Annotated in this window: 23 protein-coding genes and 1 tRNA gene; 10 read left to right on the top strand and 14 right to left on the bottom strand. The window is 68.7% G+C overall.

What is annotated here, in order from left to right:
* Positions 1-2 precede the first annotated feature (2 nt).
* A complete protein-coding gene (locus RIN43_RS08750) occupies positions 3-656 on the bottom strand; it encodes a hypothetical protein (RefSeq protein WP_309128521.1) in 654 nt (217 codons plus the stop codon).
* A 199-nt stretch (positions 657-855) separates the two neighbouring features.
* On the opposite strand from RIN43_RS08750, the gene leuA reads away from it, so the two are divergent.
* Positions 856-2,610, top strand: a complete 1,755-nt coding sequence (leuA, locus tag RIN43_RS08745) for a 2-isopropylmalate synthase (protein WP_309128520.1) — start codon at positions 856-858, stop codon at positions 2,608-2,610.
* A gap of 137 nt (positions 2,611-2,747) precedes the next feature.
* On the opposite strand, the gene RIN43_RS08740 is transcribed toward leuA, so the two are convergent.
* Positions 2,748-3,434, bottom strand: a complete 687-nt coding sequence (locus tag RIN43_RS08740; protein WP_309128519.1) for a TRIC cation channel family protein — start codon at positions 3,432-3,434, stop codon at positions 2,748-2,750.
* A gap of 36 nt (positions 3,435-3,470) precedes the next feature.
* Here RIN43_RS08740 and recO point away from each other — a divergent pair, with 36 nt between their 5' ends.
* Positions 3,471-4,214: a DNA repair protein RecO gene (recO, locus tag RIN43_RS08735; RefSeq protein ID WP_309128518.1), complete on the top strand. Its 744-nt coding sequence runs from the start codon at positions 3,471-3,473 to the stop codon at positions 4,212-4,214.
* On the top strand, positions 4,211-5,014 hold the full coding sequence (locus RIN43_RS08730) for an isoprenyl transferase (RefSeq protein ID WP_309128517.1): 804 nt from the start codon (positions 4,211-4,213) through the stop codon (positions 5,012-5,014). Before recO ends, RIN43_RS08730 begins: the two co-directional genes overlap by 4 nt.
* Positions 5,015-5,046: 32 nt before the next feature.
* On the opposite strand, the gene RIN43_RS08725 is transcribed toward RIN43_RS08730, so the two are convergent.
* Together RIN43_RS08725 and RIN43_RS08720 are read right to left on the bottom strand one after the other, a co-directional pair.
* Positions 5,047-5,634, bottom strand: coding sequence for an AAA family ATPase (locus RIN43_RS08725; protein WP_309128516.1), 588 nt, complete (start codon positions 5,632-5,634; stop codon positions 5,047-5,049).
* Entirely contained in the window at positions 5,619-6,173 is a 555-nt protein-coding gene (locus tag RIN43_RS08720; protein WP_309128515.1) for an AAA family ATPase, read from the bottom strand. The genes RIN43_RS08725 and RIN43_RS08720 overlap by 16 nt, the downstream gene beginning before the upstream one ends.
* Positions 6,174-6,225: 52 nt before the next feature.
* Here RIN43_RS08720 and RIN43_RS08715 point away from each other — a divergent pair, with 52 nt between their 5' ends.
* Positions 6,226-6,900 carry a DsbA family oxidoreductase gene (locus tag RIN43_RS08715; protein ID WP_309128514.1) on the top strand — a complete coding sequence of 225 codons (675 nt, stop codon included), beginning with the start codon at positions 6,226-6,228 and terminating at the stop codon, positions 6,898-6,900.
* Between the two features lie 78 nt (positions 6,901-6,978).
* Here RIN43_RS08715 and RIN43_RS08710 read toward each other — a convergent pair whose 3' ends face one another.
* Both RIN43_RS08710 and RIN43_RS08705 read right to left on the bottom strand, forming a co-directional pair.
* Positions 6,979-8,184: a metallophosphoesterase family protein gene (locus RIN43_RS08710; RefSeq protein ID WP_309128513.1), complete on the bottom strand. Its 1,206-nt coding sequence runs from the start codon at positions 8,182-8,184 to the stop codon at positions 6,979-6,981.
* Positions 8,185-8,300: 116 nt separating this feature from the next.
* On the bottom strand, positions 8,301-8,804 hold the full coding sequence (locus RIN43_RS08705; RefSeq protein ID WP_309128512.1) for a glutathione peroxidase: 504 nt from the start codon (positions 8,802-8,804) through the stop codon (positions 8,301-8,303).
* A 60-nt stretch (positions 8,805-8,864) separates the two neighbouring features.
* Here RIN43_RS08705 and dusB point away from each other — a divergent pair, with 60 nt between their 5' ends.
* The 5 genes from dusB to RIN43_RS08680 all read left to right on the top strand — a co-directional run bounded on the left by dusB (position 8,865) and on the right by RIN43_RS08680 (position 14,268).
* Positions 8,865-10,040 carry a tRNA dihydrouridine synthase DusB gene (dusB, locus tag RIN43_RS08700; protein WP_309128511.1) on the top strand — a complete coding sequence of 392 codons (1,176 nt, stop codon included), beginning with the start codon at positions 8,865-8,867 and terminating at the stop codon, positions 10,038-10,040.
* On the top strand, positions 10,030-11,439 hold the full coding sequence (locus RIN43_RS08695; protein WP_375163727.1) for a deoxyguanosinetriphosphate triphosphohydrolase: 1,410 nt from the start codon (positions 10,030-10,032) through the stop codon (positions 11,437-11,439). The genes dusB and RIN43_RS08695 overlap by 11 nt, the downstream gene beginning before the upstream one ends.
* Positions 11,439-13,301 carry a DNA primase gene (dnaG, locus tag RIN43_RS08690; protein ID WP_309128509.1) on the top strand — a complete coding sequence of 621 codons (1,863 nt, stop codon included), beginning with the start codon at positions 11,439-11,441 and terminating at the stop codon, positions 13,299-13,301. The genes RIN43_RS08695 and dnaG overlap by 1 nt, the downstream gene beginning before the upstream one ends.
* A gap of 34 nt (positions 13,302-13,335) precedes the next feature.
* A complete protein-coding gene (locus tag RIN43_RS08685; protein ID WP_309128508.1) occupies positions 13,336-14,103 on the top strand; it encodes an ATP-binding cassette domain-containing protein in 768 nt (255 codons plus the stop codon).
* Positions 14,104-14,192: 89 nt separating this feature from the next.
* Positions 14,193-14,268: transfer RNA gene (locus tag RIN43_RS08680), tRNA-Asn, on the top strand.
* Positions 14,269-14,401: 133 nt separating this feature from the next.
* On the opposite strand, the gene RIN43_RS08675 is transcribed toward RIN43_RS08680, so the two are convergent.
* Together RIN43_RS08675 and def are read right to left on the bottom strand one after the other, a co-directional pair.
* Entirely contained in the window at positions 14,402-14,914 is a 513-nt protein-coding gene (locus RIN43_RS08675) for a septum formation family protein (RefSeq protein ID WP_309128507.1), read from the bottom strand.
* A gap of 124 nt (positions 14,915-15,038) precedes the next feature.
* Positions 15,039-15,605: a peptide deformylase gene (gene def, locus RIN43_RS08670; RefSeq protein WP_309128506.1), complete on the bottom strand. Its 567-nt coding sequence runs from the start codon at positions 15,603-15,605 to the stop codon at positions 15,039-15,041.
* A 55-nt stretch (positions 15,606-15,660) separates the two neighbouring features.
* On the opposite strand from def, the gene RIN43_RS08665 reads away from it, so the two are divergent.
* Positions 15,661-16,731, top strand: a complete 1,071-nt coding sequence (locus tag RIN43_RS08665) for a DMT family transporter (RefSeq protein ID WP_375163726.1) — start codon at positions 15,661-15,663, stop codon at positions 16,729-16,731.
* Here RIN43_RS08665 and pgl read toward each other — a convergent pair.
* Genes pgl through tkt form a run of 6 tightly spaced genes read right to left on the bottom strand, consistent with a single transcriptional unit; the run spans position 16,725 to position 24,839 of the window.
* A complete protein-coding gene (pgl, locus tag RIN43_RS08660) occupies positions 16,725-17,504 on the bottom strand; it encodes a 6-phosphogluconolactonase (RefSeq protein WP_309128505.1) in 780 nt (259 codons plus the stop codon). The genes RIN43_RS08665 and pgl overlap by 7 nt on opposite strands.
* 10 nt (positions 17,505-17,514) lie before the next feature.
* The gene (locus tag RIN43_RS08655) at positions 17,515-18,444 is read right to left on the bottom strand and encodes a glucose-6-phosphate dehydrogenase assembly protein OpcA (RefSeq protein WP_309128504.1); all 930 of its coding nucleotides are present in this window, start codon (positions 18,442-18,444) and stop codon (positions 17,515-17,517) included.
* Complete coding sequence (gene zwf / locus RIN43_RS08650) at positions 18,441-19,991, bottom strand: glucose-6-phosphate dehydrogenase (RefSeq protein ID WP_309128503.1); 1,551 nt, start codon at positions 19,989-19,991, stop codon at positions 18,441-18,443. Before zwf ends, RIN43_RS08655 begins: the two co-directional genes overlap by 4 nt.
* A gap of 32 nt (positions 19,992-20,023) precedes the next feature.
* On the bottom strand, positions 20,024-21,628 hold the full coding sequence (locus tag RIN43_RS08645; RefSeq protein WP_309128502.1) for a glucose-6-phosphate isomerase: 1,605 nt from the start codon (positions 21,626-21,628) through the stop codon (positions 20,024-20,026).
* The gene (tal, locus tag RIN43_RS08640; RefSeq protein ID WP_309128501.1) at positions 21,625-22,737 is read right to left on the bottom strand and encodes a transaldolase; all 1,113 of its coding nucleotides are present in this window, start codon (positions 22,735-22,737) and stop codon (positions 21,625-21,627) included. Before tal ends, RIN43_RS08645 begins: the two co-directional genes overlap by 4 nt.
* Entirely contained in the window at positions 22,734-24,839 is a 2,106-nt protein-coding gene (gene tkt / locus RIN43_RS08635; protein ID WP_375163725.1) for a transketolase, read from the bottom strand. Before tkt ends, tal begins: the two co-directional genes overlap by 4 nt.
* Between the last annotated feature and the right edge of the window lie 153 nt (positions 24,840-24,992).

Raw genomic sequence — 24,992 nt, 5'->3', positions numbered from 1 at the left:
GTTCAGCCCTCGACCGGCCGCAACGCCGAGCGGATGACCACGACGTCATCGCCGAAGTCCTCGTCCGCGGCGTCCTGCAGCGTGCCGTCATCCCACACCATGTCCACCCACAGGTAGCCGCGGTCAGGGAACGAGCCCAGGTAGCTTGCGCCGTCATCGCCGAGCAGCTCGGGAAGCTGGTCCTGGATCTCGATCAGCCGCGGTTCGGCCGTGTCGCCCGTGCCGCCCCCGGTGGGATCCTCCGGAGCCATCGGATCGTACAGGGCGAGCAGCATCGGCTGCCCGGTCAGAGTGAACGTCTCGCCGTCGTAGCGGCCGGTCACCGCGTAGGCGCCCCAGCTCACCTCACCGCTCCGCTCGGCCCCCTCGACTCCGTCCCACGTCCAGCCCGTCATCGGCACGCCCGCGCACTGCGGGGGATACGACTCGGCGACCGCGCCGAGGCAGAGCTCGACGGACCCGCCGATGTCCATCACCGTGCCGGTTCCGATCACCTCCCCGGAAGGCGGCGCTGGCACGGCGGTCGCGAGTGCCGGTTCTGAAGACGCGCCGTCAGCCGGAGGGCGCGAACCGGGGGAGCCGGCGCACGCGCTCAGACTGAGCATTCCGACAAGGGCGATGCCGGCGAGCGCCGGGGTTCTGGGCGTTGTGCTCATGATCTCTAGTGTCAGCCGTGAGCGGATCGTCTCACCGTCGTCGTGCGAGCAGGCCGGGGATGCTGTTACGATCGACCCATGCCTCTGGGCGGACTGCTTCTTCTTAGCTGCCGCGACGAGTCCTGATCTTCGGGCCTCTCTCGTCGCGGCGCTCGTGTTGGCCTGAGCACAATTCCTGACGAAGAGAAGCACTCCCACCATGAAGAACAACCAGAAGCCCTCCTCGATGCCGGTGCACAAGTACCGGCCGTTCCACGAGCAGATCCGTTTCGATCTGCCCGACCGCACCTGGCCGTCCCAGCGCATCACCGAGGCGCCGAGGTGGTGCGCCGTCGACCTGCGCGACGGCAACCAGGCTCTCATCGATCCGATGTCGCCCGAGCGCAAGCGCGTCATGTTCGAGCTGCTCGTCAGCATGGGCTACAAGGAGATCGAAGTCGGCTTCCCGTCGGCGAGCCAGACCGACTTCGACTTCGTGCGTCAGCTCATCGAAGAGAACCTCATCCCCGACGACGTCACCATCCAGGTGCTGACGCAGTGCCGCGAGCACCTCATCGAGCGCACGTACGAGGCGATCGCCGGTGCGAAACAGGCCATCGTCCACTTCTACAACTCCACCAGCGTGCTGCAGCGCGAGGTGGTGTTCCGGTCCGACCGCGAGGGCGTCAAGCAGATAGCCCTCGAGGGCGCCCGGCTGTGCCGCGAGTTCGAGAAGCGCATCCCCGGCACGCAGGTGTACTACGAGTACTCGCCGGAGAGCTACACCGGCACCGAGCTCGAATACGCCGTCGAGGTCTGCAACGCCGTCATCGAAGTGCTCGAGCCCACCCCCGATCGCAAGGTGATCATCAACCTGCCGGCGACGGTCGAGATGGCATCGCCGAACGTCTACGCCGACTCGATCGAGTGGATGAACAGGCACCTGGCGCAGCGCGAGAACGTCATCCTTTCGCTGCACCCGCACAACGACCGCGGCACGGCGATCGCGGCGGCCGAGCTCGGTTACATGGCCGGGGCCGACCGCATCGAGGGTTGCCTGTTCGGCAACGGCGAGCGCACCGGCAACGTCGACCTGGTAGCGCTCGGCATCAACCTGTTCACTCAGGGCATCGACCCGCAGATCGACTTCAGCGACATCGACCAGGTCAAGCGCACCGTCGAGTACTGCAACCAGCTGCCGGTGCCCGAGCGCAGCCCCTGGGCCGGCGACCTGGTGTTCACCGCGTTCAGCGGATCGCACCAGGATGCGATCAAGAAGGGCTTCGAGGCGATGGCAGCCAAGGCGGAAGCCGAGGGCGTCACGGTCGACGAGATCGAATGGGCCGTTCCCTACCTGCCGGTCGATCCCAAGGATCTCGGGCGCTCGTACGAGGCCGTCATCCGCGTCAACTCGCAGTCCGGCAAGGGCGGCGTCGCCTACCTGCTGAAGACCGACCACGCGCTCGACCTGCCGCGCAAGCTGCAGATCGAGTTCTCGGGCGTCGTCCAGGCGAAGACGGACGCCGAGGGCGGTGAGGTGACCAGCGACCAGATCTGGTCGATCTTCACCGACGAGTACCTTCCGGCCGCTGACAGCGCCGCCAAGTGGGGGCGCTTCGAGCTGCTCGGCACGCAGACCCGAAGCGACATGTCGGGCGAGGTCTCGCTCGACGTCGTGCTGCGCGATGACGACGAGCGGATCGAGACCTCCGGCCGCGGCAACGGACCGATCGCGGCGTTCATCGAGGTGCTGCGCGAACGCGGGTTCGAGATCTCGCTGTACGACTACGTCGAGCACACTCTCTCGACCGGTGGAGACGCCCAGGCAGCCGCGTACATCGAGCTGCAGGTCGACGACCAGCGGCTGTGGGGCGTCGGCATCGACGGCGACATCTCCACCGCGAGCCTGAAGGCCATCGTGTCGTGCGTGAACCGCTCCATCCGCACCCGCCAGGGTGAGCTGGCCGCGGTCTGACTGCCACCCAGATCCGCCTCCGCGCCGTCACCCGTGCGTGGAGCGTCCGCCCGTGACCACCCGTCCGTGCGATCGCGAGGGCGCCCCGGAAGCACATACCGCATCCGGGGCGCCGTCGTGCGAAGGGCCGCGCACCCCTACGGCTTGATCGTCGGCACGACGCCGGTCTCCGCAGCGACCTTGCGCCGGTAGATGCGGCGCTGCTCGGGCAGCGACACGTCGAACACCACGGCGAGCACCCTGATCACCGCGGTGACGATGATGCCGATGACGGCGGCCAGGCTGATCTGCATGCCGAAGGCGTGTGCGGCCACGATGAACACGCACCCGGCGCCTGCGGCCACGGCGTACAGCGAGCCCACGTGCATGATGGCGACGGGAAGGCCCATCAGCATGTCACGCAGCACGCTGCCCCCTACCGCCGCACAGACGCCGATGAACACCGCTGGCACCTCGGGCAATCCGACCGCGATGGCCTTGCTCACGCCGAACGCGCCGAACATGCCGATGACGAGGGCGTCGAGCACGACGATGAATGTGTTGATGCGGTTGAAGACGCCGGCGAGCAGCATGCCGAACAGCGCGGCACCCACAGCTGTGAGCAGGTACCAATTGCTCTGCAGCGTCGCCGGAGGTTGGCCGATCAGCAGATCCCGGATGAGGCCGCCGCCCATGCCGATCATGACGCCGATGATCGCGACGCCCAGCCAGTCGAGCCGACGCTGCCCCTGGAACCCGGAGGCGAACATGGCACCCTGGATGCCGCCGAGGCCGACGCCCAGCAGATCTGCCCACAGCGGGATGGTGAAGAGCGGTTCTGTCACGCGTCCATTCTCGCGTGCGCGGAGGATAATCGATGGATGCCCACCTACCGAGACGAAGCGGTGATCCTGCGCACCCACAAGCTGGGTGAGGCGGATCGCATCGTCACGATGCTCTCACGGCGAAACGGCAAGATCCGCGCCGTCGCCAAGGGCGTGCGGCGCACCTCGTCGAAGTTCGGCTCCCGTCTCGAGCCGTTCATGGTCGCCGATGTCCAGCTGTACAGGGGGCGCTCCCTCGACATCGTGCAGCAGGCAGAGTCGCTGGGCGCCTACGGCGCCGAGATCGCCGCGGACTACGAACGGTTCACCGCAGCCAACGCCATGGTCGAGACCGCGGACAGGCTCAACGAAGCCGAGGCGACCCTTGAGCAGTATCTCCTGCTCGTCGGGGGTCTGCGCGCGCTCTCACGCGGCGAGCACGCCGCTCGCAGCATCCTCGATTCGTACCTGCTGCGGGTCATGGCGCTGTCGGGGTGGGCTCCCGCGCTGGATGATTGCGCGCGCTGCGGCGCACCGGGGCCGCACGCGACGTTCGGCGCGCCACTGGGCGGGCTGGTCTGCTCCGCATGCGCGCCGGCCGGCAGCCCACGCATCGCGCCGTCAGCGCTCGCGCTGCTGCGAGCCCTGATGGCGGGGGACTGGCACACGGTGGACGCCGCGCCGGTGCCGGACACGGCCGCCGCATCCGGCACCATCGCCGCTTATGCCCAGTACCACCTCGAGCGCGGCATCCGCTCGCTCGCCCATGTCTCGGACGGCCGCTCGGAAGGAACCAGGTGACCCCGAAACCGTACACGCACAAGGACGCCGTGCCGTACCGGCCGCTGGACTGGACCGGAGTGCACCCTCCCACGTTCGCCGCCGTGCCGAACCATGTGGCGATCGTCATGGACGGCAACGGCCGCTGGGCGAACCGCAGGGGGCTGAACCGGATCGAAGGGCACAAGGCCGGTGAGGAAGTGCTGCTCGACGTGGTCGCCGGCGCCATCCAAGCGGGGGTGAAGCATCTGTCGGTGTACGCGTTCTCGACCGAGAACTGGGCCCGTTCGCCCGAGGAGGTGCGCTTCCTGATGGGGTACAACCGCGACGTGCTGCACCGCCGGCGCGACCAGCTGAACGAATGGGGCGTGCGCGTGCGCTGGGCCGGCCGCAAGCCGCGACTGTGGGGCTCCGTGATCAAGGAGCTGCAGTACGCCGAGCAGCTCACGCGCGGCAATGACGTGCTCACGCTGACGATGTGCGTGAACTACGGCGGCAGGGTCGAGCTCGTCGACGCCGTGCGCGCGATGGCGGAGGACGTGAAGGCGGGCCGCCTGAAGCCGGGCGCCATTACCGAGAAGCAGATCCGGCGCCACCTGTACGTGCCCGACATGCCCGATGTGGATCTGTTCCTGCGCAGTTCGGGAGAGCAGCGCACCTCCAACTTCCTGCTGTGGCAGTCGGCCTATGCCGAGATGGTGTTCCTCGACACGTTGTGGCCGGACTTCTCCCGTGAGGAGCTCTGGCGGGCGATCCAGATCTACCTGTCGCGCGACCGCCGATTCGGCGGTGCCGTGGACGCGCCGGACTCGTCTCGCTGAGCGACACGAGAAGGGCCGGCCTCGGCCGCCGATCAGGGGAGGTGGCGCAGCCAGCGCTCCGTCTCACGCGGGTGGGCGAGACGGACGATCGTCAGGTGCGGGAACTGCTGTCGTTTCTGCGGCATCCGCTCGGTCCAGAAGGAGCGTGTTCTGGTCTGCCACGCGAGGATGTTCTCGTACGGATCGCGGGTCGCCACCAGCCGCCACAGCGGCTTCTCGACGTTGCCGTTGTACATTGCCGTCCGCAAGATGCTGCGGCCGAGCGTGCGTCGCAGCAGTCGTGCACGCACCACCGGCCACGGATAGTCGAGCCAGATCGCCAGCTGGGCGCGAGGTGTCATGATCTCGTCGGTGCCTTTGCTGGTGTACTGCCATTCGGTGATCCAGCGGTCGGTCGCGGCGAAGGCGCGCACGTCGTCGAGGAACTCAGGACGCGGCGTCCAGTCCGGTCCGTGGAACAGCGCGTCGATCTCATGATGGACGAGACCCCAGCGGGCGGCCAGCCGCCGTGCGATTGTCGTCTTGCCCGATCCTGTCACCCCTGCGATGAGCACGCGCTCAGGCCGGAAGGGGAGCGGGTCGCGGGCGTTCAGCATCGGTGCCCTCACGGATTCAGCCACCGTTCGGTCTCGCGCGGATGACGCAGCCGGACGATCGTGAGATGCGGGAAGGATGCCTCCACCTGCGGCATCCGCTCGTCCCACTTCCCGCGCGTATCCTTCTGCCAGCGCAGGATGTCGTTGTCCCCGCTCCACGCCTCGCGGCTCCACAGGGGAGGCTCCACGTTGCCGTTCCACAGTCGCGTGCGCAGGAGGCGGCGCTTCACCGTGCGCCGTAGGAGCCGAAGGCGGACCAGAGGGAACGGATAGTCGAGCCAGACGACGAGATCCGCGCGACCGGGGAGGATCTCGCCGGTGCCTTTGCTGGTGTACTGCCATTCGGTGATCCAGCGGTCGGTCGCGGCGAAGGCGCGCACGTCGTCGAGGAACTCAGGACGCGGCGTCCAGTCCGGTCCGTGGAACAGCGCGTCGATCTCATGATGGACGAGACCCCAGCGGGCGGCCAGCCGCCGTGCGAGTGTCGTCTTGCCCGATCCTGTCACCCCTGCGATGAGCACGCGCTCAGGCCGCAAGGGGAGCGGATCGCCGGCTGAGAGCATCCGAAGATGCTATCAACGGAATACGTTCGGCGCGGGCGCGGTTGGCCTCAATGTGAGCGAACCCATCTCCATCGACATCTGGTCCGACATCGCATGCCCCTGGTGCTACATCGGCAAGCGCAATCTGGAGAAGGGAATCGCCGCGACGGCAGGCGACGCGGACGCCCCGCAGGTCACGATCACCTTCCACTCCTTCGAGCTCTCGCCCGACACCCCGGTCGACTTCGACGGCGACGAGGTGGACTTCCTCGCAGGCCACAAGGGCATGCCGCGCGAGCATGTCGAGCAGATGCTGTCCAACGTCACGGACGTCGCCGCCGGTGCCGGCCTGCAGTACCGCTTCGACCTGCTGCAGCACACGAACACCGTCAAGGCCCACGAGCTGCTGCATTTCGCGAAGGCGAAGGGGTTGCAGTCCGAGATGGAGGAGCGGCTGATGTCGGCCTACTTCACCGAGGGCAGGCACGTTGGCCGCATCGACGACCTGGTCGAACTCGCCGTCGAGGTGGGGCTGGACGCGGACGAGGCGCGCGCGGCGCTGGAGTCGGCCGAGTACCTCGACGCGGTGCGCGCAGATCAGGCACAGGCGCGCGCGTACGGCATCAACGGCGTGCCGTTCTTCGTACTCGACGGCCAGTACGGGATTTCAGGGGCGCAGCCGCCTGCGGCGTTCGAGAACGTGCTGCGCGACATGTGGGCCAAGCGCGGAACGCCCGTCCAGGCCTGAGAAGACCGCCGAACATCGCGGCGGCGCGACGGTCGCTCGATCGCGAGCACCTGCCGCGCCGCCGCGCGCTTACTCGGGTCAGAGCTGCTGCTGCTTCGGCGCCAGCGGCAGCGGCTCCATGGGCTGATCGTTCGCCGTCAGGTCGATGCCCAGATCGCGGGCGTAGACCACGCGGGTCGCGATCGCGACGTCGTCGCCGTTCTCGGTGAGCTCGAACACGCGGCCCCCGCGCATGCGGTTGCGCTGTGCGCCGGGGAGGCCGTATGCACCGAAGCCGGTACCGGGCGCGTAGCCGAGCATGACGCCGTAGTAGTCGCCCACGTAGTCGTTGATGTGATCGTGGCCGACGAACACGCCCTTCACATCGCCGCGCTCGAGGATCGCGTTGTACATCCCCGAGTTGATCGGACCGGGGCACTCGTCCTCGTTGCGCTCGCCGATGATGCCGTGGCGGGCCTTGCCCCGCGCTGCGTCCGCGGCCGTGCGGGTGTCGACGCCGCCCCACCACATGAAGCGGTGCTCCCACAGCGCGATGTGCAGGAACATGAGTCCAGGCAGCTTGCGGCCGTGATGCTGCTCGAGTCGCTGCGACTGCTCGCGGTACCACGTGACCTGGTCCATGCGCAGCCAGTCCCACGTCGGATAGCCGGCGAAGTCCTGACCGTTGATCGTCTTGGGCGCGTACCGGCCAGAGTCGAGCAGCCACAGGGCGAAGGCCTCACGGTTCTTCTTCACCGACGACGAGATCTGCACGATCGTGTTGCTGGTGCCCGTCAATCCGCGCTCGTTCTCGGCGTTCATGTTGTGGTCGTACGAACGGTAGATCTCGAGCATGCCCGCCTCATCGACGCCCGACTGGGGCAGCGAGTCCTCGTCGTGGTTCCCGTAGGTGACCGCCCACGGGATCCCGCGGGACTCCATCGGCCAGACGACGTTGTTGATCGCCTGCTTCACCGCGAGCCGGGTCTCGCAGCCGCCCGTGATCACGTCGCCGTTGATCACGACGAAGTCGGGCTTCTCCTGGTCGAGCACCTTCTCCATCAGCTCGACCGTGCGCCGGTCCGTGCGCTCGTCGTCCTGCGTGTCGTTGAACTGCACCACTTTGAACGTTCCGTCGGTGCGGAATCGCAGGCGCGGAGCCTTCGGGCCCGGGCGCCCGGATACGGGGCCGGCTGGGGTCGCCGGGGCTGCATGCGCTGCACCGATCGGCAGCGCCGCGCTGACGGCGCCGAGCGCCCCTGCGGTGATGACGGCACGTCGGCTCATCGGCATTCGGTCGGGCATTCCTGTACTCCTCTGTCGTCTGCGGCGGAGATCGCCGCCGTGAGACTAGGAGGAGCAGATGGCGCGAGGACGACGAGCAGGTGAACGAAGGGAGCCGTGCGAACCGAGGCGGATCGTCAGCGACGGGCAGTGACCAGCGCGGCTTCGATCGCGGCGATGATCTCCGGGGCGTCGGGGCGCTGCTTCGGACGGAAGCGCTGGACCGAGCCGTCCGGGCCGACCAAGAACTTCTCGAAGTTCCACTCCACCCTGCCCGCCTTGCCGTCGGCATCAGCGGTCTGCTTGAGCGCCTTGTACAGCTCGTGGGCGTTCCTGCCGTTGACCTTGACCTTGTCGTTCACCGGAAAGCTGACGCCGTACGTCGTCGAGCAGAACTCCAGGATCTGCTCCATCGAGCCGGGCTCCTGCCCCAGGAACTGGTTGCAGGGGAAGCCGAGCACGGTGAAACCCCTATCGCCGTAGTCGCGCTGCAACTGCTCGAGCTGCTCGTACTGCGGGGTGAGCCCGCACTTCGAGGCCACGTTGACCACGAGCACGACGTCGGAGCCGTAGTCGTCGAGGGTCTTCCGGTCGCCTGCGGCGTCTGCGAACGGGATCTGGCGGAGCGGCGTCTCTGTCATATCCCCACCCTAATTCCGGTGCCGCCCCCGAGCGTCTTCGTCTGGGACAATGGAGAGGACATGACTCTCGCCACTGCCCCCTCCCTCGCGCCCGCGCCCGCGCTTCGCATCGGCCCGATCGAGCTCGACGTGCCGGTGGTCCTCGCTCCCATGGCCGGCATCACGAACACGGCGTTCCGCCGCCTGTGCCGCGAGTACGGCGCCGGTCTGTACGTCAGTGAGATGATCACGTCGCGTGCGCTCGTGGAGCGCAACGCGATCACGATGCGGCTGATCCAGCACCACGAGAGCGAGACGCCTCGGTCGATCCAGCTGTACGGCGTCGACCCGGCGACGATCGCCGAGGCCGTTCGCATCATCGTGGCCGAAGACCGAGCCGACCACATCGACCTCAACTTCGGCTGCCCGGTGCCCAAGGTCACCCGCAAGGGCGGGGGAGCAGCCCTGCCGTGGAAGACGACGCTTTTCGCCGACATCGTGCAGCGCGCGGTGAAGGCGGCCGGTGACATCCCGCTCACGGTCAAGATGCGCAAGGGCATCGACCGCGACCACCTGACGTTCCTGGACGCCGGTCGTGCCGCCGAGGACGCGGGGGCCGCCGCGGTCGCACTGCACGCCCGCACCGCGTCGGAGTACTACTCCGGCCACGCGGACTGGAGCGCCATCGGCGAACTCAAGCAGGCCGTGACCAGCATCCCGGTGCTCGGCAACGGTGACATCTGGTCGGCCGACGACGCCGTGCGCATGATGGCCGAGACCGGCTGCGACGGAGTCGTGGTGGGGCGCGGTTGCCTGGGGCGGCCCTGGCTCTTCGGCGAGCTGGCCGACGCCCTCGGGCCGGCCGGTGCCGTGTCGGCGCCGAAGGTCGACGCCACCCTGCACTTCGTGGCTGCCGCGTTCCGACGGCACGCCCAGCTGCTCGTCGAGTTCTTCGAGGACGAGGATCGCGGCTGCAAGGACGTGCGAAAGCATGTCGCCTGGTACTTCAAGGGTTACCCGGTCGGTGGTGAGCTGCGCGCGTCGCTCGCCAGAGTGTCGACGCTGCAGGAGATCGACGACCTGCTGGGGCCGGTCGAAGACGCCCCCTACCCCGGTGCGGGAGCCGAGGGGCAGCGCGGGCGAGCCGGCTCACCGAAGCGCACGGCACTGCCGGAGGGGTGGCTGGAGTCGCGCGACATCGCCGCCGAGACCGGCGACATGATGCGCGGGGCGGAGATCGAGAACAGTGGTGGCTGAGGCGTTCGCGGCGTCCGCACCGCAGACCGCGGGCGCGCGCCTCGTCGACGGTTACGACGCGCACGACGCCGAGCGCTTCTTCGCCGAGACGCACCGCTCCGAGCGCGACGACTTCTCGAGGGACCGGGCCAGGGTGCTGCACTCTGCGGCACTGCGACGCCTGGCGGCGAAGACCCAGGTGCTGAGCCCCGCGAGCACGGCCGATTTCGCCCGCAACCGACTGACCCACTCCCTCGAGGTCGCGCAGGTCGGTCGTGAGCTGGCCCACGCACTGGGCGTCTCGGCCGACGTGGTCGACACTGCGTGCCTGAGTCACGATCTGGGGCATCCGCCGTTCGGGCACAACGGCGAGCGCGCCCTGAACGACTGGGCGGAGCCCATCGGCGGCTTCGAGGGCAACGCGCAATCGCTGCGCATCCTCACGCGTCTCGAGGCCAAGGTGCTGGACGACGACGACCACTCGGTCGGCCTCAATCTCACCCGCGCCAGCCTCGACGCCACCTGCAAGTACCCGTGGACGGTCGACAGTCCGCTGCCCGACCCCGGCGGACGGCTGAAGTTCGGGGTGTACCCCGAGGACGAGGCGGTGTTCCGCTGGATGCGCGACGGCGCGCCGGGTCGTCTGCGCTGCATCGAGGCCGAGATCATGGATCTCTCCGACGACATCGGCTACTCCGTGCACGACTTCGAGGACGCCATCGTGAACGGCTACCTCGACGTCGCCCAGCTCTCCGACCCCGTCGAGCACCACCCGCTGGTCGGGCGGATCCAGCAGTGGGTCGGCTACGACTTCACGCGCGAGGAGCTCGCCGACGCGCTGTACAGGCTCACCAGGCAGCCGATGTGGCTGAAGTCGTTCGACCGGTCACGGCAGGATCTCGCCCGCCTGAAGAACCTCACCAGCGACCTGATCGGACGCTTCGCGCGCGCGGCCGTCGCCGCCACGCGCGAAGCGTACGGCGGGCCCACCCTCGCGCGCTACAACGCGCACGTGGTGGTCCCGCGCGTCGTCGAGGCGGAGATCGCCGTGCTGAAGGGCATCATGGGGCAGTCGATCGTGACGATCGACGCGCGCAAGGGCGTCTACAAGGAGCAGCGCCGCGTGCTCAAGCGACTCGCCGACGCCCTGTGGTCGACCGATGCCCTGTGGTCGGCCGGCGCCGACGTGCTCGAGCCCGCTTTCGCGGCCGACTTCATGGCGGCGACCGACGACGCGGCGCGCGCTCGCGTGGTCGTCGATCAGGTGGCCAGCCTCACCGATCAGACGGCCGTCGACTGGCACAACCGGCTCGTGGGCGAGATCGATCCCGCCGAGGTCGGGATCTGGACGCCGCGTCACGCGCGCCCGGGCGCGCACAGGCGTGCCGAGGCGCAGGCGGTCGTCGAAGGGGCCGTCTGATGCCCCGCATCCGGCAGGCCGACGTCGAAGAGGTCAAAACCCGCACGAACATCGCCGACATCGTCGGGGAGCGCGTCGCGCTGAAGTCCGCCGGCGTCGGGTCGCTGAAGGGACTGTGCCCGTTCCACGACGAGAAGAGCCCCAGCTTCCACGTGCGACCGCAGGTGGGCTACTACCACTGCTTCGGATGCGGGGCATCAGGCGACGTGTACTCCTTCCTCCGCGAGATGGACCACGTCAGCTTCACCGAGGCCGTGGAACGGCTCGCCGGACGCATCGGATTCTCCCTGCACTACGAGGACGGCGGCGCCGCCCCCGAGACCAGCGGCCGCAGCAGGCTGTACGCCGCGAACACCGCTGCGGGGGAGTTCTTCCGGTCGCAGCTGCTGAGCCCCGAGGCGGAGAGTGCCAGGCGGTTCCTGGGCGAGCGCGGGTTCGATGCGGGCGCCGCGGCGCACTTCGGGGTGGGTTACGCGCCGCGAGGCTGGGACGGGATGCTGAAGGCCCTCACCGCTCAGGGTTTCACCCGTGACGAGCTGAGCGCCGCTGGTCTGGTGTCGACCGGTCAGCGCGGCGTGTACGACCGCTTTCGCGGGCGGGTGGTCTGGCCTATCCGCGACGTGACCGGACAGACGATCGGCTTCGGGGCGCGCAGGCTCTACGACGACGACCAGGGGCCGAAGTACCTGAACACCCCTGAGACGCCGATCTACAAGAAGGCGCAGGTGCTGTACGGGCTCGATCTCGCCAAGCGCGACATCGCCCGTGGCGACCCCCGCCGCGTGGTCGTCGTCGAGGGTTACACCGACGTGATGGCCTGCCATCTCGCCGGCGTGACCACCGCCATCGCCACCTGCGGCACGGCATTCGGTCCCGAGCACATCAAGGTGCTGCGGCGGGTGATGGGCGACGACTCCGCGGCCGGCGAGGTGGTGTTCACCTTCGATGGCGACGAGGCGGGACAGAAGGCGGCGCTGCGTGCGTTCTCGGAGGATTCCCGCTTCACCGCGCAGACCTTCGTCGCCGTCGCACCGGACGGGCTCGACCCCTGCGATCTGCGGCTGCAGCGCGGTGACGCCGCCGTGCGCGGTCTGATGGACGCCAAGGTGCCCATGTTCGAGTTCGCGATCGACCGCAAACTCGCCGGGTACGAGCTCTCCACGGTCGAGGGGCAGGTCGGCGCGCTGCGCGCCGCCGCGCCCATCGTCGCCGAGATCCGGGATGAGCTGCTCCGACCCGGTTACGAGCGCGTGCTGGCCAGGCGCCTGGGGATGGATCCAACGGCCGTGCACCAGCAGGTCGTGCGCGCCGCGCGCGGCGCGGCATCGAACGGCAGGCAGGACCCCAAACAGGCGGCGCGGCCGGGCCAGGAAGCAGAGGGAGCACCCACCACCCGTGTGCGGCTGGCCGACCTGCCTCGGAGCGCCGACGTAGCGATCGAGCGGGACGCGCTGATGGGGGTGCTGCAGTACGGACACCGGATCGACGTCGATCTGCTCTCGCGTGCCCTGGCGGAGCCGTTCCGCCACCCCGCGCTCGACGCGGTCCGAGAGTCGGTCGCGGCGGTCGGTGACCGCACCAGGGTCGGATGGGCAACGCAGGCGGCGGATGCGGTCCGCGAACCGTACCGCGGGCTTGCGGGCGAGCTGCTGATGATGCCGTTCCCCGCACGGGACGAGGAGGGGGCGTTGGCCTCTGCCGCAGACCTCTGCCGTCGGCTGATCCTGCGCGGCATCGACCGTGAGAAGAACGAGCTGCTCGGCGCGGTTCAGCGCGTGCCGGCCGATTCCGACGGCGGTCGCGCACTGCGCATGCGGCTACGCGACCTGGACGTCGAGCGGCTCAGATTCGCCGAGTCCTGAGCGCGAAGGTGTCGGGAACGGGCAGGATGGGAACATGCCTGCCGACGTTGAGAACGCGATCGAGTGCTCCGACCTGGTGATCGATCGTATCGGTCATGGCGGAGTCACGCGCGCGATCGACGGTGTGACCTTCCGCATCCCGCCCGGCGAGCTCCTCTGCGTCGGAGGGCCGACCGGGTCGGGCAAGTCCACACTGGTGACGGCGCTGGCCGGCATGGGGGACGCGTCGCTCAAGGTGGCCGGCGGCCAGGCCCAGGTGTGCGGGGTCAACGTGCGCCGACCAGGACGCAGGCTCCGGGTGCTCACGGCGCTGAGCGGCTACGTGGGCCAGGGCGCTGGAGCGAACCTCCCGCCGCGACTCACGGTGGGTGAGGTGATCTCAGAACCGATCACCCGGCGCGAGAAGAAGGTGAACAGCAAGGCCCTGGCGATCCGCGTGGCATCGCTTCTCGACGAACTGCACCTTCCGCTCGGCGCGGCGTCGAAGTTCCCCTACGAGCTCAGCGCCGGGATGCGTCAGCGCGTCGCGATCGCCAGGGCGCTGGTGATGGAGCCCCGTGTGCTCATCGCCGACGAGCCGCTGTCGAACCTCGATCTCGAGGTCAGGCCAGTGGTGTTCGACGCGATCACGCGTCGGCGTACGGAGCGGTCGATGGCTGCGCTGCTGGTGACGAACGATGCCGATTTCATCAGGGAGCTGGACGCCGAGGCGCTCATGCTCCGCGCAGGACACGTGGTCGCTCGTGGCGTCGGTCGCAACCTCATCTGGGCGCCCAACAAGGAGTCGGATTCCCAGCGCTGAGTGCGCCACGCCCGGGAGGTTGCCCGTGTTCGGGAGTCGCGCCGGAGTTTGCTAAGCTGGGGGAGTTGCCCGCACGGCGGGGAACATGATCCTCGGTAGCTCAATTGGCAGAGCAGCCGGCTGTTAACCGGCAGGTTCTTGGTTCGAGTCCAAGCCGGGGAGCCAACAGAAGCCCCGCCCCTGTGGCGGGGCTTCGTCGTTCCCGTGGCGCATCGGTCCGAGACGCCGTGCGCTCGATGCACGCGCTCGGTGTCCATGATGGAGGCAGGCCCCAAGGCGCTGCCTCCATCATCAGGAATCAGCGCTTGACGCCCTTGAGGCTGCCCTCGACGTCGCCCGCGGGGTCGCCGATGACGCACTGCACCAGCCGATCGTCCGCAGACCAGCTCTCGGCGGTCGGCTCGAACCAGGTGTAGGCGAGTGCCGAGGCGTCGTAGGCGACGCCGACGAACTTCTCGAACTCGGTGAGGCAGAACTCGTCGGCCGGAGTCTCGATCGCGGCGGTGCCGGGGAACTCGCCGTCCTCGAGCTCGAACTCCGCGTACACCTCGTAGGGATGCGCCTCGTCGCACGGGATGACCGGTGCCGTCGTGGTCTCGCCGCCGCTCAGGGCGGCCTCGGTGAGGCAGTCGCCGACCTTGAGCGAGAAGATGTCGATCTCCTTCTCCTGGGTGACGTTGCCGTCCTCGTCGCGCTGGGCGTCTCCGCCGCCGAAGACGCTGCCGGCGATGCTGCATCCGGACAGCATTGCGGCAAGGATGACGGCGGTTCCGGTGAAGGCGATGGTGCGGCGTGTGCGGTTGGCGGGCATGCTGGACTGCTCCCTTGAACAGGGCCATGTGAAGGCGAAAGAGAAAATGGGGGAACGGCGGAGAACCCGCCAGGAAGACGCTACTGACCGCGCGGCGAAGAGAGCAACTCGGCGACGGCGAGCATCAGCCCTCGAGGTTGTCGACGCCGGGCATCCAACTGGCGCCGGGGCGTCCCCACCCGCGCTTGCGGGCGATCTTCTGCACGGTCTTCCAGTCGCTGTCCGACAGACGGTCGATGTACAGGATGCCGTCCAGATGATCGAACTCGTGCTGCATTATGCGAGCGCGCCACCCGTCCACCTCGATGCGGACCGGGGCGCCGCCGAGGTCGGTGCCGGTCACCATCACTCGGTCGGCGCGTCGCAGCGGGAACCGTTCACCGGGGAACGACAGGCACCCTTCCGACTCCAGATCGGGGTCGGGCGAGCCGGGCTCGGGCGGCGTCATCCACAGCACCGGGTTCAGGATCACGCCACGCCACGGCCGCTCGTCGTCGTCGACATAGGAGTACACGTAGATCCGCAGCGGCACGCCCACCTGCGGAGCCGCGAGCCCGACGCCGGGAGCGGCATCCATGGTCTCGTACATGTCGGCGACGAGCGTGCGGATCTCGTCGGTCACCTCGCCCACCTCGCTCGCGGGGGAGTGCAGGACCGGGTCGCCCATGATGCGGATCGGAAGAACAGCCACGCCACAACACTACTGGGCGGCCCACGGCCGGTAAGGTCGTACTGTGCATCATGGGGTGGAGATCGCTGAGGGAGTCGGCGACCAGCTGGTCGGCGTATTCGAGAACCCGGCGCTGCTGCTGGGCATCCCCCTCGCCCTCGCCGGCGCTGTCTTCATGTCGCTCGGTGCCCAGTACCAGCATCGCGGCGTCGAGAAGGTCGAGCGGATCACCGGCGTCGAAGGCACGACCGGTCTCAGCGGCGCTCAGCTTCGGGGGTTGCTGCGACGTCCTTCGTGGATCGTCGGCACCGTCATGCTGGGATTCGCGATCGTGTGCCAGCTCAGTGCGATCGCGATCGCGCCACTGATCGTCGTACAGCCGCTCGGCGCCGTCGCCCTCGTGATCACCACGCTGCTCAACGCCCGCATATCGGGCCACGCGCCGACGAGGCAGTCGATGATCGCGATCGGGTGCTGTCTGGGCGGCATCTTCCTCTTCGTCGCGCTTGCAGCGCTGTACGCCACAGAGCGGGAGATCAGCAACGAGGACCTCTTCACGATCCTCACCGTGCTCTTACTGGTGATCATCGTGCTCGGCGCCTGCTGGCTGATCCTGCGGCACCGCATGCGCGCGCTGTTCTACGTCACCGGCGCCGGCATCCTCTACGGGTTCGTCGCCACCCTCGCCAAGGCCGTCATCAAGCGCATCCAGGCGGGGAACTTCGAGTGGCTGACCGTCGTGTGCGTGATCGCGCTGATCGCCGCCGGTGTCGTCGGTGCGTACTTCGTGCAGACCGCGTACAGCTCAGGACCGCCCGATCTCGTGATCGCCGGGCTCACCGTCATCGACCCGATCGTGGCGGTCCTCATCGGCGCGCTTGTGCTCGGCGAGGCCGAGGCGGCGCCGCTGTGGGTCGTGATCGTCTTCGTCATCGCCGGGGCGATCGCCGTGTGGGGTGTGTTCGGGCTGGCCCGCTACCATCCACAGGTGCTCAGCGAGAGCCAGGAGCTCGCCATCCGCCGCGGGAGCGACGGAACGCCTGCGGCGCAGGGGGAGGGACACGACGGCGCCAAGCCGCAGTGGCCGCTAGGGCCCGATCATCCACCCACCGATCCGGGCGCCCCGGACGGCCGCGACAGTCAGTAGTCGCGGTCGATGAGGTCGGGGGAGACCTCGGCCGCGGCCGCCTCGTCGACGAAGAACACCGTGCGCCGTCGCCCCTTCGCCCCGGCGGCGGGAACGCTCTGATAGCTGGCGCCGGCCAGGGCCAGCCCCAGCGCCGACGCCTTGTCAGCGCCTGTGAGGACCAGCCACACGCGCTTGGATGCGTTCAGCACCGGGCGGGTGAGTGTGACCCGCTCCGGTGGCGGCTTGGGCGAGTTGCGCACCGCCAGCGCCGCGGCATCCGTCACCGTGACCTCGGCCCGATCCGGGAACAGCGAGGCGATGTGCCCGTCGGGCCCGACACCGAGGAAGCACACGGCGAACGACGGCCACGGCTCGTCGGCGCGGCCGAACCGCGCCAGCTCCGCCGCATAGGCTGCCGCGGCCTCATCGAGATCCAGCCCGGAAGAGGGAGCGGCCACCTCATGGATGTTCTCGGCCGGGATCGTCAGACGGTCGAGGAGCGCTTGACGCGAAAGGCGCGAGTTGCGATCGGCGTCGTCGAGTTCCACGAAGCGCTCGTCACCCCACCAGAAATGCACCTGTGACCAGTCGATGGTGCGTATGCGCTCATCGTGGGCGGCGGCCGCGAGCACGGCGCCGCCCATCGACCCTCCGGTGAGGCAGATGTGCGCGAGTCGGCCGTTGCGCGTGCGCGCGACCACCCTGGTGAGGAATCGATCGGCGACCCGTGCCGCCAGCGCGGCGGGCGTCGGCTCGACGACGACGGTCTTTGTCGATCCCTGCACCTTCATGTTCTCCTGCTCACTTCCCCGCCGGCCCGAGCCGATCCCATCCTTCGGTGATCACCCGACCGTACAGCAGATCCGCGTCCAGGCGCCTGAGCTCCTCGGCGAGGCACTCGCGCAGTGTGCGGCGAGGAAGGTGCAGCTCGTGGTCGGGCTGACCCGGCTGCGTGAGCACGGCGACGCCCGGCTCGGGTCGCTCGAGGAGGATGTCGCCGCTCGCACGCGTCAGGCGCACCGACTTGATGCCCTCCTGCCAGTGCTCCGGGTCTTCGTACGACCAGGTCACCGGCACATCCAGGGCCATACGCAGCCATGCCGCGAGCAGGGCCGTCGACGGCGATGCGGCCGCTCCGCGCACCTCGACCCCGGTGACCCGCTCATAGGGCGGCTGATCGAGCACAGCGGCCAGCTGCTCGCGCCAATGCGTCAGACGCGTCCATGCCAGGTCGGTGTCGCCCGGTGCATGCGTCCTGCCCAGCAGGGCGAGTCTCTCTGGCACGTCGCGCGCGGTGGCGGCGTCGGTGATGCGCCGCTGCGCGATGCGGCCCAGAGGTGAGGCCGCAGCATCCACCGGCGCCTCCTCCGGCCACCACGCGACCACGGGAGCGTCGGACAGGAGAAGACCCGTCACCAGGCTCTCGGTGTTGCTGGATGCCTCGCCGTACGCCCGCAGCACGATGACCTCGCTGGCCCCGGCGTCGCCACCGACGCGGATCTGCGCATCCAGATGCGCTTCCCCTTCGTCGGTGATCAGCACGATCACCCTCATCGGATGCTCGCGTGAGGCGTCGTTCGCGGCGTCGATGGCCGCCTCCGCCACACCGTGGCGGGCGATGATGAGCAGTGTCAGCACCCGGCCGAGGGCGACTGCGCCGCCCTCCTCGCGAACCTTCACGAGCTGCTTCGCCACCTGGCTGACGGTGGTGTCGGGAAGGTCGATGATCACGGGCGTCTCCAGACTCTTCCGTCGCGGGCGAGTAGTGCGTCCGCGGACGCGGGGCCCCACGAGCCGGGGGCGTACTGCTCCAGAGGCGCGTGCAGCGAGGCCCAGTACTCCTCGACAGGGTCGAGGATCTTCCAGGACAGCTCGACCTCCTCGTGCCGGGGGAAGAGCGGCGGATCGCCGAGCAGCACATCCAGGATGAGACGCTCGTAGGCTTCCGGGCTGGCCTCGGTGAATGCGTGACCGTAACCGAAGTCCATGGTCACGTCGCGCACGTTCGCGCCGCTGCCCGGCACCTTGGAGCCGAATCGGATGGTGACGCCCTCGTCGGGCTGCACGCGGATGACCAGGGCGTTCTGGCCGAGCTCCGCCGTCTGGGCGCGTCCGAACAGGTGCTCGGGCGCGCGTTTGAACACGACGGCGATCTCGGTCACGCGGCGGCCCAGCCGCTTTCCCGTGCGCAGGTAGAAGGGCACCCCGGCCCAGCGGCGCGTGTCGATCTCCAGTTTGACGGCCGCGTACGTCTCGGTCGAGGACTGCGGGTCCATGCCCTCCTCTTCGAGGAAGCCGTTGACCCGCTCACCGCCCTGCCACCCGCCGGCGTACTGGCCGCGCGCGGTGGCGAGCGACAGGTCGTCGGGCAGACGCACGGCTTCGAGGACCTTCTCCTTCTCCGCGCGCAGGTGGTCGGCTGACATGCTGATCGGCTCCTCCATGGCGGTCAGCGCGAGCAGCTGCAGCAGGTGGTTCTGGAACACGTCGCGCGCCGCGCCGACACCGTCGTAGTAGCCGGCGCGCCCGCCGACTCCGATGTCCTCTGCCATCGTGATCTGGACGTGGTCGACGTAGTTGCGGTTCCACAGCGGCTCGTACAGCTCGTTGGCGAAGCGCAGCGCGAGGATGTTCTGCACCGTCTCCTTGCCGAGGTAGTGGTCGATGCGGAAGATCGAATCGACCGGGAACGTCTGCTCGATGACCTCGTTGAGCGCGCGCGCGGATTCCAGGTCGTGGCCGAAGGGCTTCTCGATGACCACGCGGCGCCAGTGCGAGGCGTCGTCGCTGTCCGGCCCGACCAGCCCCGACTCACGCAACTGCCTGGCCACCTCGGCGAAGGCCTTCGGCGGGATCGACAGGTAGTACGCGTGGTTGCCCATGGTGCCGCGTTCGACGTCGAGCTTCTCGACCGTCTCACGCAGTCGCCGGAACGCCTCGGGGTCGTCGAAGGTGCCCTGCACGAACCGGATGCCCTGCAACAGCTGCTGCCACGTCTCCTCACGGAACTCCGTTCGGGCGTGCTGCTTCACCGCGTCGTAGACGACCTGGGCGAAGTCCTGATCCTCCCAGTCACGACGGGCGAATCCGACGAGCGCGAAACCGGGAGGAAGGAGACCCCGGTTGGCGAGGTCGTACACCGCGGGCATGAGCTTCTTGCGGGAAAGGTCGCCCGTGACGCCGAAGATCACCAGCGCACTCGGGCCGGCGATCCTGTTCAGGCGGCGATCATCTGGGTCGCGGAGCGGGTTGCTTCCGCGTGAGACAGGGGCAGTCATCGGTGGGGGCTATCTCCAGGGTTCCGAGAGGATTACTGAGCGGCTTCGAAGAGGGCGAGGACGTCGTCGACCGCATCCGTGATCGTCAGAGTCACGACGGGACGACCGTGCGCGGCGAGCACTTCGGCATCGCCGGCGGCCTGAGCCTCGAGCAGCCGGCCGAAGGTGAACGGGCGGCCCGGGATCTCCAGGTCGACCTCGCTGCGCTCGAGGATCTGCAGGAACGCACCCTGCGCGGGCCCGCCCTTGTGATACTGGCCGGTGGAATGCAGGAAACGAGGACCCCACCCGAAGGTGGCAGGGCGGCCGGAGTCGGCCGCGACCATCTCGCGAAGTCCCTGCAGCTGTCCGAGATCGAGGCGGTTCACGTACGCGTGGACCGAGACGTACCCGTCGGCGGGGAGCGTGGCCCACAGCGAGTCGAGCACCCCCTCGATCGTCCCGGATGCGGCGAGGCGCGGATCGGACACGCGCACTTCGACGCCGTCCTGCACGAAGGCGGGAGCCGCCGTGCTGGGCTGCGCGTCTAGCAGGCCCCTGGCCGCCGCCTTGGCGGATTCGACGTCAGGCTGATCGAAGGGATTGATCCCGAGCAGATGCCCGGCGATCGCCGTCGCGTACTCCCAGAGGAGGAACTGCGCTCCGAGGGTTCCGCTGACCAGGATCTCGCCGGGGTGACGCTCCGACATGTGGAACTCGTCCGCATCGTCGACCAGTCGCACGATCTGCAGATCCCGCGGTCGTGATTCGAGCTCGGGAGACACCGGGAGCAGGACGACGGGCAGGATGCCGGTGCCGTTCTTGCCGGTCGACTCCGCGATCAGCTGCTCGATCCAGTCGGGCAGACCCGCGATGTGGGTCCCGTCGCTGACGAGGCCGAGCTTGTCGCGTCGCGGTGCGACGCCCGTGATCGCCGCTGCCAGACGGAGCGCGGGGTTCTCCGCGGAATCGACCGCGAACTGCAGCATCGAGGCCTCGGCCTCGTCGAGCAGCTCGGCGATGTCGGCGCCCGCCAGGCCCGCGGGGACCAGTCCGAACGCGGTGAGCGCGGAGTAGCGCCCTCCCACCTCGGGGTCCGCGTTGAAGACGCGATACCCCGCTTCGCGCGCCGACTCGTCCAACGGAGATCCCGGGTCGGTGACGACGACGATGTGCTCGGCGGGATCCAGCCCCAGGTCGCGGAAGGACGCCTCGAAGACGCGTCGCTGCGAGTCGGTTTCGACGGTCGACCCGGATTTCGACGAGACCACGAGGACCGTGCGCGCGAGGTCCCCGTCCAACGCGGCCAGCACCTGAGCGGGCGAGGTGGAATCGAGCACGGTGAGCGGCACGCCCGCCGTGTTCGCGATGACTTCGGGGGCGAGGGAGGATCCGCCCATCCCCGCGAGTACGACGCGGTCGACGCCTCTCGCTGCGAGATCGCGCCGCAGCGCCGTGATCTCGTCGACGAGCGGCCGGGACACCGAGACCGTCTGGACCCACCCGAGGCGGATCGCCGCCTCGGGCTCGGCATCCGGACCCCACAGGCCGGCGTCGCCGGCGGTGACACGTGATGCGATCAGGCCCGCGACCAGCCCTGGCACGAGCTCGTCGACGGCGGACCTGGCCGCCTGCGACACGTGCACCGAGACAGTCATCGCGCGGCTTCCAGCCCCTCGGTGACCTGGGTGAGCAGACCATGCCAGGAGTCGATGAACTTGGAGACGCCCTCTTCCTCGAGCACCCGCGTCACGTCGTCGAAATCGACGCCGACCGCAGCCAGCCCGGCGAACACCTCGCGCGCCTCCTCATAGCCGCCGGTGACGGTGTCCCCGGTGACGACGGCGTGGTCGAACGTCGCCTCGAGGGTCTTCTCCGGCATCGTGTTCACGACGCCGGGAGCGACGAGCTCGGTGACGTACAGGGTGTCGGGGAGCGCAGGGTCCTTGACGCCGGTCGACGCCCACAGCGGACGCTGCAGGTTGGCGCCGAGCGCGAGAAGGTCCTGTGCGCGCTTCTCGGCGAACTTCTTCTCGAAGAGCTCATATGCCAGCCGTGCGTTGGCGAGGCCGGCCTTGCTCTTGAGGGCTAGTGCCTCGTCGGTGCCGATCTCGGTGAGGCGCTTGTCGGTCTCGGAGTCGACGCGCGAGACGAAGAACGACGCGACGGAATGGATGCTCGACAGGTCGAAATCGGCGGAGTGCGCCCGCTCGAGCCCGGTCAGGTAGGCGTCGATGACCTCCTCGTAGCGCTCGAGGCTGAAGATCAGTGTCACGTTCACGCTGATGCCGGTCGCGATGGCCGCGCTGATGGCGGGAAGTCCGGCCTTGGTGGCGGGGATCTTGACGAGCAGGTTCGGGCGGTCGATCTTCGACCACAGCTCCTTGGCCTGTGCGACCGTGCCCTCGGTGTCGTGCGCGAGGTCGGGGGAGACCTCGATCGAGACGCGGCCGTCCACGTGGTTCGTGGCTTCCCACACCGGCCGGAACACGTCGAGGGCGTCGCGCACGTCCTGCGTGGTCGCGGCGAACACGGCCTCCTCGGCGCTCGCTCCTGATGCCGCAAGCTCGACGACCTGAGCGTCGTAGGACGTGTCGTCGGGATTCGTGATGGCGCCGGCGAAGATCGTCGGGTTGGTGGTGACGCCGGTGATGTTGCGGCTCTCGATGAGGTGCTGCAGGTTGCCGGTGGCGATGCGGGTGCGAGAGAGGTCGTCCAGCCAGATGCTGACGCCGGCGGCGGAAAGGTCTGCGGTGGGGGTGCTCATGAGTTCTCCTTGAGAGTCTCGCGGGCCGCCTCGACGACGGCCTCGGCGGTGATGCCGAACTTCTGGAACAGGGTCTTGTAGTCGGCCGACGCACCGAAGTGGTCGATGCCGACCGAGCGGCCGCGGTCGCCGACGATTCCCCGCCAGCTCAGCACGGACCCCGCCTCGACCGATACGCGGGCCGTGACGGATGCGGGCAGCACCGTCTCGCGGTACTCCTCGTCCTGCTCCGCGAACCACTCCAGCGACGGAGCGGACACGACGCGCGCGTTCACGCCCTCGGCGGCCAGCGTCTCCCTGGCGCTGACGGCGAGCTGCACCTCGGAGCCGGTCGCGATGAGGATCACGTCGGGGGTGCCGTTCGGCGCCTCCGCGAGCACGTAGGCGCCCTTCGCCGTGTTCTCCGCCGACGCGAACGTGTCGCCGGAGGCGTCTCCGTCGCCGCGAGCGAACACGGGGATGTTCTGCCTCGTCAGCGCGATGCCTGCGGGGCCGGCCTGGCGGCGCAGCAGCTCGAGCCATGCGGCCGCGGTCTCGTTGGCGTCCGCGGGGCGGACGATCGTGAGGTTCGGGATGGCGCGCAGCGAGGCGAGCTGCTCGACCGGCTGGTGGGTGGGTCCGTCCTCGCCGAGCGCGACGGAGTCGTGCGTCCAGACGAAGATGCTGGGGATGTTCATCAGCGCGGCCAGACGTACGGCCGGGCGCATGTAATCGCTGAAGATGAGGAACGTGCCGCCGAACGCACGAGTCGGGCCGTGCAGGACGATGCCGTTGACGATCGCGCCCATGGCGTGCTCGCGGATACCGAAGTGCAGCACGCGACCATAGCGGTCGCCCTTCCACTCGTGCGTCGACCATTCGGACGGGATGAACGACGGCGCGTCCTTGATCGTCGTCAGGTTCGACTCCGCGAGATCGGCGGAACCGCCCCACAGCTCGGGCAGCTCGGCGGCCAGAGCGTTGATCACCTGTCCGGACGCGGCGCGGGTCGAGACGTCCTTGCCCGCCTCGAAGACCGGCAGCGCGTCCGCGATGCCCTCGGGGAGCTCACCCGCTTCGAGTCGGTCGAGCAGCGCCTTGCGCTCGGGGTTCGCCTCCGCCCACGCGTCGAACGACCTCTGCCATTCGGCGCGCGCGGTCTTCGCCTTCTCCGCCAGCGCCGAGCGGGTGCGTTCGATCACGTCGTCCGCGACGACGAAGCTCTTCTCCGGGTCGAAGCCCAGCACCTTCTTGGTGGCCGCGAGCTCATCCGCGCCGAGCGCCGAGCCGTGGATCTTGCCGGTGTTCTGCTTGCCGGGGGAGGGCCAGCCGATGATCGTCTTCAGGATGATCAATGAGGGCTTGGCCGTCTCCGACTTCGCGGCTTCCAGCGCTGCGTTCAGTTCCGCAACGTCCTCGACGTACTCGCCGGACTTCTTCCAGTCCACCGTCTGCACATGCCATCCGTACGCCTCGTAGCGTGCCGCGACGTCTTCGGTGAAGGCGACGTCCGTGTCATCCTCGATCGAGATCTGGTTCGAGTCGTAGATCGCGATGAGGTTGCCCAGCTGCTGGTGACCGGCGAGCGAGCCCGCCTCGCTGGTGACGCCCTCCTGCAGGTCGCCGTCACCCGCGATCACGTAGACGTGGTGATCGAACGGGCTGGTGCCCGCTTCCGCATCCGGGTCGAACAGGCCGCGCTCGTAACGCGCCGCGTACGCGAAGCCGACGGCCGAGGCGAGGCCCTGTCCGAGCGGCCCCGTGGTGATCTCGACCCCCTCGGTGTGCCCGTACTCGGGGTGACCCGGCGTCTTGGACCCCCAGGTACGCAGGGACTCGAGATCCTCCAGCTCGAGTCCGAACCCGCCGAGGTACAGCTGCACATACTGGGTGAGCGACGAGTGCCCTGCCGACAGGATGAAACGGTCGCGGCCGAGCCAGTCGGTGTCGCTCGGATCGTGACGCAGCACGCGCTGGTAGAGCAGGTAGGCGACCGGAGCAAGGCTCATCGCAGTGCCGGGGTGGCCGTTCCCGACCTTTTCGACGGCATCCGCCGCCAGAACACGCGCGGTGTCCACCGCGCGCCGGTCGATCTCGTCCCACTGAAGTTCTGTCACGGCCATGCTCCTTCTGACACTTGCGAAGGCGCCCGTATTCCCTGCGCGGTCCGCGTCGTCACGGAGGTGGAAGTGCACAGCGCCAGGCGCGCGAGTGGCTTTCAGCATAGCGGGGCGCCACCACGCGACGGGGGCAGATTTCCTCGTGCGAAGGGGGTG

The organism is Microbacterium sp., assembly GCF_031178445.1.
GTDB lineage: Bacteria > Actinomycetota > Actinomycetes > Actinomycetales > Microbacteriaceae > Microbacterium.
The sequence above is the reverse complement of the archived record's forward strand: the minus strand, read 5'-3'. Positions and strand labels throughout refer to the sequence as shown.

Bases quoted from the DNA above. Each gene is read 5' to 3' on its own strand.
- RIN43_RS08750 (WP_309128521.1), bottom strand. From the start codon at position 656: ATGAGCACAACGCCCAGAACCCCGGCGCTCGCCGGCATCGCCCTTGTC.
- leuA (WP_309128520.1), top strand. From the start codon at position 856: ATGAAGAACAACCAGAAGCCCTCCTCGATGCCGGTGCACAAGTACCGG.
- recO (WP_309128518.1), top strand. From the start codon at position 3,471: ATGCCCACCTACCGAGACGAAGCGGTGATCCTGCGCACCCACAAGCTG.
- RIN43_RS08720 (WP_309128515.1), bottom strand. From the start codon at position 6,173: ATGCTCTCAGCCGGCGATCCGCTCCCCTTGCGGCCTGAGCGCGTGCTC.
- RIN43_RS08710 (WP_309128513.1), bottom strand. From the start codon at position 8,184: ATGCCCGACCGAATGCCGATGAGCCGACGTGCCGTCATCACCGCAGGG.
- RIN43_RS08705 (WP_309128512.1), bottom strand. From the start codon at position 8,804: ATGACAGAGACGCCGCTCCGCCAGATCCCGTTCGCAGACGCCGCAGGC.
- dusB (WP_309128511.1), top strand. From the start codon at position 8,865: ATGACTCTCGCCACTGCCCCCTCCCTCGCGCCCGCGCCCGCGCTTCGC.
- dnaG (WP_309128509.1), top strand. From the start codon at position 11,439: ATGCCCCGCATCCGGCAGGCCGACGTCGAAGAGGTCAAAACCCGCACG.
- RIN43_RS08685 (WP_309128508.1), top strand. From the start codon at position 13,336: ATGCCTGCCGACGTTGAGAACGCGATCGAGTGCTCCGACCTGGTGATC.
- RIN43_RS08675 (WP_309128507.1), bottom strand. From the start codon at position 14,914: ATGCCCGCCAACCGCACACGCCGCACCATCGCCTTCACCGGAACCGCC.
- pgl (WP_309128505.1), bottom strand. From the start codon at position 17,504: ATGAAGGTGCAGGGATCGACAAAGACCGTCGTCGTCGAGCCGACGCCC.
- zwf (WP_309128503.1), bottom strand. From the start codon at position 19,991: ATGACTGCCCCTGTCTCACGCGGAAGCAACCCGCTCCGCGACCCAGAT.
- RIN43_RS08645 (WP_309128502.1), bottom strand. From the start codon at position 21,628: ATGACTGTCTCGGTGCACGTGTCGCAGGCGGCCAGGTCCGCCGTCGAC.
- tal (WP_309128501.1), bottom strand. From the start codon at position 22,737: ATGAGCACCCCCACCGCAGACCTTTCCGCCGCCGGCGTCAGCATCTGG.
- tkt (WP_375163725.1), bottom strand. From the start codon at position 24,839: ATGGCCGTGACAGAACTTCAGTGGGACGAGATCGACCGGCGCGCGGTG.